Source organism: Noviherbaspirillum sp. Root189, from assembly GCF_001428545.1.
Taxonomy (GTDB): Bacteria; Pseudomonadota; Gammaproteobacteria; order Burkholderiales; family Burkholderiaceae_D; genus Noviherbaspirillum.
The window spans coordinates 1-8,795 of sequence record NZ_LMHZ01000054.1; the positions used below are offsets into that span (position 1 = coordinate 1).

The 8,795-nt window shown below is 53.1% G+C and carries 5 protein-coding genes and 1 pseudogene; all 6 read left to right on the top strand.

Translation table 11 applies throughout. The features are described from left to right. Positions 1–671 precede the first annotated feature (671 nt). A complete protein-coding gene (locus tag ASE07_RS22790) occupies positions 672–3,629 on the top strand; it encodes an ankyrin repeat domain-containing protein (RefSeq protein WP_057293123.1) in 2,958 nt (985 codons plus the stop codon). Then, positions 3,630–4,721, top strand: a complete 1,092-nt coding sequence (locus tag ASE07_RS22795) for an ankyrin repeat domain-containing protein (protein ID WP_057293124.1) — start codon at positions 3,630–3,632, stop codon at positions 4,719–4,721. Between the two features lie 413 nt (positions 4,722–5,134). After that, positions 5,135–5,317 carry a hypothetical protein gene (locus ASE07_RS22800; protein ID WP_057293125.1) on the top strand — a complete coding sequence of 61 codons (183 nt, stop codon included), beginning with the start codon at positions 5,135–5,137 and terminating at the stop codon, positions 5,315–5,317. Positions 5,318–5,421: 104 nt separating this feature from the next. After that, positions 5,422–5,844, top strand: coding sequence for a type III secretion system chaperone (locus ASE07_RS22805; RefSeq protein WP_162256936.1), 423 nt, complete (start codon positions 5,422–5,424; stop codon positions 5,842–5,844). Positions 5,845–6,629: 785 nt separating this feature from the next. Further along, positions 6,630–7,679 carry a porin gene (locus ASE07_RS28415; protein WP_082584406.1) on the top strand — a complete coding sequence of 350 codons (1,050 nt, stop codon included), beginning with the start codon at positions 6,630–6,632 and terminating at the stop codon, positions 7,677–7,679. An 846-nt stretch (positions 7,680–8,525) separates the two neighbouring features. Further along, a pseudogene (locus tag ASE07_RS22815) lies at positions 8,526–8,795 on the top strand (ABC transporter substrate-binding protein); the annotation flags it as partial.

An 8,795-nucleotide genomic window follows, 5' to 3' on the forward strand; every position in this document is an offset into this window, starting at 1 on the left:
AGTACCGCGAAGCCTATTCCACAACCACCCGGTGTAAAGCGCGCGAGAAACGCGTCACGTGCAGTCTCGTCCATGCCGCGTGACTGTTCCCAGACAGGATAAAAGGGGTGGCCACAAGCCACTCGATCCCGCGCCGCCGCGGGGCGCCTTGGGTCACGAGCTGCTCGATTCTGAAGGCATTTGCCCGTATGACGGCAGCGTGCTGGTCGACATCGTTCCCAGCAGGTACGGGTGATGCTGCATCAGCACATCAAGTATGCCCGCCTGTGCTGCGATTCCCGCATCAAGGTCGCGCCTGCTGCACCGCGCATCATCTCCGGGGCTTGCTGGCCGAAGCGGCGCCGACACTCAATTCGTGTCCTTGGCGGAGTAACGTCTACTTTTTGCCCTGCACCCATTACGGATGTGTTAGCGATGATGGAACCTTTACGCGTCTCACGCCCACTCATGAACGATGTGAAATTCCTCGCGATTGTTAGCTATCGATGTTGCCTCGAAAATTTCTCTGGGTTTCACCGATTGTGCTGGCGTTTTTGCAATGTGAGGACATGGTCGATGCACGGGTGGCTGAAAGCGATCGCCACGGCCATGCAAAGCGTTTATTTCTCAATGGCGTGTGAGGACCGAACGTCTTCGGCATGAGCATATATAACAGGGATAAAGGAAATCCAATGACGGATTCAATCAATTCTTCACGAAGCGCAAGTCCGATACCGATGACGAATGTGGTGGACGACATTCCCGACGGACAAAACGTCGCTGGCAGTGCGAGCACACTTCACCAGCCGGTATCGGATCCCAATCAGCCTATATTGGGTCTCCACCGACGAGGAAGTGCGGTATGGTTGGCCGCACAGGCTGCGCAAGCGGAGTCGTCGAATAGCGCGGTAACCAGCAATGTCAATGGGCTGAACGAACACGGCAACACACCGCTTTTTCAGGCGTTTGAAGATGGGGATATTGGCAAGTTCAAGAGCTTGCTGCAGGATAGTAGCGTTGATGTCAATAAGCCTAACAAATATGGCCATAGCGCGCTTCTTGCCGCATGCATGGGAAAATTCCATCTTGGCATTGGGCCAGAAAGGATGCTGGTTTATGTCGAGGAGCTATTGAAGAGAACGGACATACAAGTCAATGCGACGAATCCGATTGGTCTTACCCCGATTCATGCCGCATGCAGGCAGAAAGCTCCCTGTAGCGTCACCGCATTGCTGGGAGCCCCCGGCATCGACGTTAATTTGGCAACCACTAACGACGGACGGACGCCGCTTCACTCAGCATGCGACGCGCATCAGATTGAAATAGTTGAAGCCTTGCTCAAAACCCCCGATATCAAGATCGACGTGAAAGATCGCGAGAATAAGACACCGTTCGATTTGGCCTTTGAGCAGGGTAACGAAAAAATCATGACGGCCCTGCTGAAACATGGCGATGTCTATGATACGGAAGATAAAGGATTGGCGCTGTTGCAGCGGCTGTTAGAAAAAGACTATGCGCAAGCTATCACGGCGCTGCTGGAGCGCGACCCAACGCTCGCCTTGGCGAAGGGGATAGGCGGCAATACGTTGCTTCATATCGCCGCACGCAATAATAAACAGGAGGTTGTCACAACAATTCTGAATTTTGTTGGCGTTGATGCTGCCAATGAAATAAATGACGGCGGTCATACGCCTTTTATATTTGCCTGCACTTACGGACACCTGGGGATAGTCAATGAAATGTTGAAGCTGCCAGGCTTGGACGTCAACTCGCAGGACAATGACGGCAATAACGCATTGCATTTTGCGGCAATGAAAGGAAAACGCTTCGTGGTAGAAATCCTGCTGAAGTCCAGATCTGGGACCACGCCAACGATCGATCCCAATGCGAAAACGAACTCAGGCGACACAGCGTTCGGACTTGCTCTCAAAAGCGGGAAGCTTGAAATCGTGCGGGCGATGCTTAATCATCCCTATTCGTTGAATGAACAAGGCCGGCTCACTGCCGGTTCGATCGATCCCAACGAACCGGATGCCCACTTTCAATCACCGTTGGCGCAGGCAGTGGTAAGAATGTCCTCAGGAGAACTTCCTCCAACTACCAAGAAGGATTATCTGGATCTTGTAAAGGCTCTGTTGAATGATCCCCGGGTCGATCCCAATCAGGCGCTACTGTGCCTGACTTCGATGAACGGCGAGTTTTCCGAGAAGATTAAGGATAGTCTAAATCGACTCCACCATCCCGTCACCAGGGCGTCCTGGGTTTCGGTATTGAAGACGTGGGCGCAGACGCGGCCGGTTGGCGTCGCGCAGAATCTGGCGCCCGCTGCACGTACCAACTTCCAGTTGGGAAAAATATTGCAGCGTTTCGTGGAGACGGAACATGCGGCCGAACTGATCGAGGCGAATGGTGGCAAAGGCGCGGTATTCCAATTTTCGCTCGCGCTGGAGCAACTGCTGAAACATCCGGAGCAAGTCCAGAGAATAATGAGGCAGGGCGATACCGTGGCAGTCGACCGCATCCACAGCATATCGAACTATGCAAGAGTCTTGTTGGATGCTGTGTCGAAGGAAGACAAGTTGCGAAACGAGGAACAAGAGCCTCCGCCGCAAATCATTTGGAATAGACGCATAGAACCTTTCTCTATGAACTTTCCTGGGGCGAGTGCGGAAATTCAGTACGAGGCCACATTGGATGTGAGCGAATTGACCATAGCTGATGCCGATTTAAAACCGACGGGAGGTCTGAACCTTGGAGGCATATGCGTGCCGCGCGAAGATATTCAGGATTTGGCTGAGGGCAGGGGATTCAAGGCAATGCAGCTGGCGCTCATTGCGGACGAACGTGTAGAAGCCGAGCGCAACGTGCATCAGATCGGACACTTGATGACCGGTGTCGCTATGTTAAGTGCCGTGAGGGAGAAAAATTTAGAAATGCTCGTTCGGCTGAATGAGGCGGCTTCATCCGGCGACGCAGTACAGGCTCATGTGATTCCGGATTTTGCGGTTGCGGCGAAAGAAGTACTGGCTGCGATAGCGCGTGCCTCAAACGCCAGTCCGTCTGACGCGATGCAAACGCGGCTGGACGACGTGGGCGCGGCCATTGACGAAATTGCGCATATGCCGGATGGCGGGGCTGTCAATGAGCGTAATCTGACTACCACGGTGCAGGATGTCTTCCGGGAGATGTGGTTCTACATCAGGAACAAGCCGGATGATATGCGGCAGAACCTGGAAGAAGCGTTTTTCATTCAGTTGCAGGACATGTGGTACAAAAGGAGCGGAGGTCCACCGACTTTTTCCTGCTATACCGGATGCGTGCAACGCATACTGGCTACGCCGCACCATATCGATCCCGAGCTGATATCGCGAACGCCGGACCGCAAAACGATGGATGATGCCTTGCTCGAGCTGGCAAAGGGGGTCTTGCAGCCAATTCGGATGGCCTACGAAGTGGCCGGCGATGCTGACGCTCTTGACACAGAGGAGCATTTGGCCAAAGAGCGGGAGATATTCGAAGCGACGGCGAGAGAGGTGCTGATCGGATTCCGAGGGTGGGAGGGTAGCCTAGCGCTGAGTGAGGCGATCGAGGCTATGAAGGAAAATATCGTATATGTCAACGTACTGCCAGAAGACAAAGACGAGGTGTAAATGAACACGTTCCTGGATCACAAACTGTTGAGCATGCGCACCGGCACAAAGGCCGCGAACGCGAAACACCCGCAGACCGTGCCGGGTGCGGCGCAAGCCGGCAATGCAGTGCGGCTGCGCGTATTGCAGAACGCTGCTCCCGCGAAGCCGGCATACATCCATGCGGTCAACCGGCGCGACGCTGATGGCTGGACGTCACTGACCCGCGCTATTGTCGCCGGCGATATCGACGCGGCAAAGGCCTTGCTTGCGAACCCGCGCATAGACTGCAATCTTGCCGGAGCCGATGACCGCTCGCCGCTGGCAGGCGCAATTGCCTGCGGTCAGGCCGACATCATCGATATCCTGCTGATGAAGGGGGATATCGACCTCAATCTCGCCGATTATCTCGGCTGGACGGCACTGCATTACGCGGTGCATTATGGAACGGTAGATTTGGTACATCGGCTGCTGCGCATCGATGGCATCGAGCACAATCGCTACGATGATGATGGCCGCACGCCTTTACTGCATGCCGTATTCATTGGCAAGGCGGACATGGTCAGCGTGTTGCTGTCCAATCCGCGCGTCGATACCGGCGCGCGCGATAAGTGCGGTCTGGATGTGCTCGGTATCGCGATGTTTCGTGCTCACGTCGGTTTGTTTCGTATGCTGCTTGCCGATCCACGCATCGATGTGAATCAGCAGGATTTCGATGGCATGACGGCCTTGCATTGTGCCGCGCGCAAGGGCGGCAACTACTACATCCGGACGATGCTTGAAGTCGAGAGGGTCAATCCGAATCTGATCAGCGCCCGCGGCTGGACACCTCTTGCTTGGGCCGCGATCGGCGGGCAGGTGAATGCGGTGATGACGCTATTAAATTCGACCCGCGTCGATGTCAATCTGGCCGACGAGGATGAATCGACGCCACTGGCGCTGGCTGCCGTCATGGGGCATGTAGAGGTAGTGGAGGCACTGTTGTCGCACGCCGCGGTCGATGTCCACGCACGGGACAAATCAGGGAAGACGGCGCTCGCTAATGCCACGCACTACAGGCGGATTGATGTGGTCAAGGCGCTGCAGGGACGGGTCTCATCCGGAATTTCGTAATTTGCAGAAATAGACGCTTCAAATGGCATTCGACTACCAAAGCCGGTCATTTCCGCTAGGTTGCCACGCACAGAGTCAAAATCTGAATCGTTTGCCGCTATGGGTAGCCTGATTCTGATGCGGCTATTCGACCAAAACTAATTTTCAAACGGTCTTTTCGCCATTCAACAAGCTCAAAGGCCCAGGGGTGGGTCCTGCAACTACCCGCGCCTCGCCAGCATGCCGTACAAATTTTGCTGGCAAACTGCCCGACGCATCGTGTTGCAATTGATGGTCTGGGAGAATATCCATTCAACGAGACGACGATGCCTGATTGCGGATGGAACCGGGACTGCATCGTTTACCACCTATTGATAAGCATGCATTTTTCAACGAATAGCTATCCACGATGCCCAAATCAATGGAGTAATAAGATGAATGAATTGATCCAGTTCTTGCGCCGAATGGTCATACGGTGGCAACTTCGCAGTCTCAACTCCCAGGCGAAGAGCATTGTCCAAGCGCGCAATCATGCATTGGCACGGCTGATGGAAATACGCCGTGAACGTGAAAGCAAGCTGATGGAGCTGGGATCATCTCATGCCCTGCCCCGATAATGCGGACGTTCGGAAGCGTTCGCGGTGCTGCCCCATTAAAATATCGCCGTGCCATCCATAAAAAATGCATGATGTTCAAAAACTAAATGTGTTACTTGCCGAGCTTGGCCATCGCCAACCTGAAACTGTCGACGGAAGGTGCGGTAGGTTTACGCTTGAAGGATGGAACCGAGCTATTTCTTGAACACGATGAGAAGCAAGGCCATCTGTATGTCTATACGTCTATACTGTTATTGCCTACGGCGCATGATGTGCGGCTGCGTTTGTTTGCACATATGCTGGAACTGAACTTTCTCGGCTCAGGCCTGGCACACGGCACCTTATCTATTCAGCGTGATATGGCGATGTGTCATGTCAGCGTCGCCATTGCCAATCTGCAGGTTGATACACTGGATCAGTTGCTGCATTACTTGCTTGACTCCCGCGCAAACCTGATCGCCAAAGTAGAGGCATGCATCAAGACTGAGACAAGTGACTCACTGCGAGCACGTCGCTCAACGGCGTCGTTGCTGGCGGTGCTCAGATAGGAGGTGGTAATGGATACCTTGATACCTTGCTTGCATTCTTCATCAAGAAACGCGCCATCAGGCTCAGTCTGTAGCGACAGTCCTCTAAGCCAGGCCGAAGTACGTACCGTGCAAATAGTGAAGACGCGAACCGAACAGTTTTCTGACAAATCAGAACTTGCCGTATCGCTGGCAGGTGCTTCTGTGATCGCATCGACGCGTTAATTTGTCGCATGCCGTCGCAAAAAGAGTGCCGCTTTGCGCCTCAGGCGTCTCCAGTTACGTCTGCTTCAAGACTGCAGCTATTCGCTCAATCGAAACCCGGTCGATACTAGAACGATTCAAGATTGTGCCGGCATGTCGTTTGATCGCGTGCTGAACTTCAGCGGCTTTCTTCCTGAAACGACGATAGCGTTATTCAACGTCCGTTCAATCAACTTGGCGTAGAAATTATTTCGCGGCGACCGGCAACAAATACGGATCGCGCATCCAGTATCCGTTGGGCGGCTCCATACAACGGTTTCATCTGCGGGCAGTCCAGCTTCTGCTCCGAAGGTATTTATGAAATCCGCTTTATTAGAAATCGTGATACTTCGGATAAGGAAACTCGATTTGTTCTACAAGAACTTCAAACATATATTTGCGCAACCCAGCGCGCGTGGTAGCCCCGATGGCGAAGCATAGTAGCTTTTGCATGCTGGACTTGCAGAAAAGCTTGGTCGAGTAATGAAACGTGGCCACCACATAGTAAATCGCGGTTGTACACCGCTTACAAATTGACGCATTACAAGATCAGGGGGAAATGAATGAAGAAATTAGCGATGGCACTCATAGCGACGGCAGGATGTTCTGCGGTGGCTCAAGCGCAGTCTAACGTCACGGTATACGGGTCGGTAGACGCCGGTGTTCGCTATCAAACGAACACAAATGCCGCCGGTAAGGATACTCTTAGCATGGGTACCGGGAACTACAATTCCAACCGTCTGGGTTTTCACGGCACGGAAGATCTGGGAGACGGACTCAAGGCGCAATTTCGATTAGAAAGTGGCTATTCCGTAAAAACGGGTGCACAGGATGCTGCAGGGGTCATGTTTAATCGGACAGCGTCGGTCGGTTTGAGCGGATCATGGGGTGCAATTAACCTGGGTAGGCAATATACCGTCGCCTACCGTATCGTAAGCCTATACGATCCGTTCAGATACAAGTTCAGCGGTATAGTGCCGCTATCCTCCGGAGGAGGCACTACGCTACCTGCAGCGGCCTCTGCTGCCGGATTGGGTAGCTCTGCAACCTCAGGAAACCGGTTTAGTAACGACATTCAGTATGATGGTAAATTTGGACCGGTTATGGTTAGGGCCGAATACGCTCTTGGAGAAGTTGCGGGAGATATGAGCCGAAATTCCGCAAAGGCGATCGGTGCTGCCTATACGGAGGGACCACTTGCGTTTGGCGGCGCATATACACGTAAGCAGACAGCCGCGGGTTTGAACAATGACGCCTACACAGTAGGTGGCGCATATCAGTTTGGCGCCGTTCGCATTGCGGCAGGCTATTCCGACGAAGTGCAGAAAACCGCAACCTCAGAATACGAGGGGAAGATTACCTGGGCGGGTGCAAGCTACAAAGTGACGCCGGCGCTGGATATTACTGGTGCCATCTATCAAAGCAAGATAAGTACACCAACCGCCACAAGCGGCAAGAGAAACCTTTATATGATCGGCTCCACATATGCACTCTCTAAACGAACCAATCTCTATGCCGAGATCGACCGTAATAAGTACACTGGTGTGGTTGTTCCTGCCACAGGGCAGCGTGGTCAGACCGGCGTTTCCTTCGGCGTAAATCATCTGTTTTAATTAAGCTTCAGTTTCGCGCTTGCCAGCACGGGGGCGCGAAACAGATGTAATTCGGCGTGCAGTCTCTGTCGGTCATTTTAGCGAGGAAAATTGAAGCCGCCAAAGATTTAAGCGCACTCAATCGCTTGTTTTCCTCTCGTAGTCATCTCGCCGTGGCACAGATGGCGTATGTCTTGAATCGACACGAATGCATGATTGCAAGCAGGATAAACGGTAAGAATCAGACTCTCGATCAGCCTGGGACAGGCCTTGCAGAACGAGATTTTCTCATGCAGGTGTGACCGTTTATTAACGAAAAAGCGAAATGTCGCCTATGTAGGCCACCTTTCTATGTGACTATTCAGAATCGCCGACACTGACGGTCAGTGTAGTGGTTTAGTTTGCCCGAGTACCTTGGCAAGTAGGTCATTTACGCCGTTGCAGCGTGTGCGGCACACGCAGTACTTTCGCCCATTGGCGATAGTAATTTCGAATTGTCAGCTTCGTGCCGCGCAGAAGATCCGGGCTATCTCAGTTTCCCGACACTGCGCAGTGAAGGCAAAGCAAAGCAACTAACCAGTTAGGGCCGGTACTCGTCAACGCGCCCGCACAACGCACCATGCGGCATTTTGATATGCGCTCGCAATACAGGCATGTCGCCAGGAGTTTCCAGCCTCGCCTGCGGACTGTGGCCGTGCTTGGCCTCACGCTTGAATAGTGTTTGTGCATCGCATCATAAGAAATTAAATAGGCATGCATCATGAATTGTGATTGGAGATTGTTTTTTCTTGTAGCTATATTTCGATCAAGCGGTTTCACGTAAGCATGAAATGCGCGAACCAAACGATGAATAAATGGAGAGAAGACATGAACTTTAAGCGTAAGCCAACGGCAATCGCCGCATTCTTACTGTTTGCAGCTGCCTCGGTACAAGCGGCATCGATCACGATCATCACGTCGTTTCCGAAGGAGATCACGGACACGTACAAGAAGGCGTTCGAGCAGAAGCACCCGGACATCAAGGTCGAGGTGCTCAACAAGAATTCCAATGCGTCGCTGGCCTTCATCAAGGAAGCCTCGCCCGGCCAGCGGCCCGACATCTTCTGGGCCTCGGCCCCGGATGCGTTCGAAGTGCTG

What these genes read in the sequence shown, in the direction of transcription:
- ASE07_RS22790 (WP_057293123.1), top strand. Translation starts at nt 672, where the DNA reads ATGACGGATTCAATCAATTCTTCACGAAGCGCAAGTCCGATACCGATG.
- ASE07_RS22795 (WP_057293124.1), top strand. Translation starts at nt 3,630, where the DNA reads ATGAACACGTTCCTGGATCACAAACTGTTGAGCATGCGCACCGGCACA.
- ASE07_RS22800 (WP_057293125.1), top strand. Translation starts at nt 5,135, where the DNA reads ATGAATGAATTGATCCAGTTCTTGCGCCGAATGGTCATACGGTGGCAA.
- ASE07_RS28415 (WP_082584406.1), top strand. Translation starts at nt 6,630, where the DNA reads ATGAAGAAATTAGCGATGGCACTCATAGCGACGGCAGGATGTTCTGCG.